This is a genomic window from Arcobacter sp. CECT 8983, assembly GCF_004118855.1.
GTDB lineage: Bacteria > Campylobacterota > Campylobacteria > Campylobacterales > Arcobacteraceae > Halarcobacter.
The window spans coordinates 1-293 of sequence record NZ_PDKF01000022.1; the positions used below are offsets into that span (position 1 = coordinate 1).

1 protein-coding gene is annotated in these 293 nt (G+C 36.2%); it reads left to right on the forward strand.

The genetic code is table 11. The annotated features are described in order from the left end of the window. The coding region (locus tag CRV01_RS13780) for a hypothetical protein (protein ID WP_258238419.1) at positions 1-293 on the forward strand (293 nt) is incomplete at both ends.

The following is a 293-nucleotide window of genomic DNA, read 5'->3' on the forward strand; positions in this document are numbered from 1 at the left end:
ACAAGTGATACACAAACAGAAGGAACTTCTTTAGTTCACACTGTAACATTAAGTGGAGAAGCAGAAGCTGCAAAAGAGTATGACTTTACATTTAACAATGGAACAGTAGAAGATGAAGATATAGGAACCCTTCAATTTAGTAATGGAGTAACATATGATGCAAGTACTGGAAAAATCACAGTACCAGCAGGAGTAACATCGTTTACAATTACAACACCAACAGTAGATGATGACTTAAAAGAAGATACAGAAGCGTATTCTATTTCTGTAGGTGGAGTAGATGCAACAGGAAC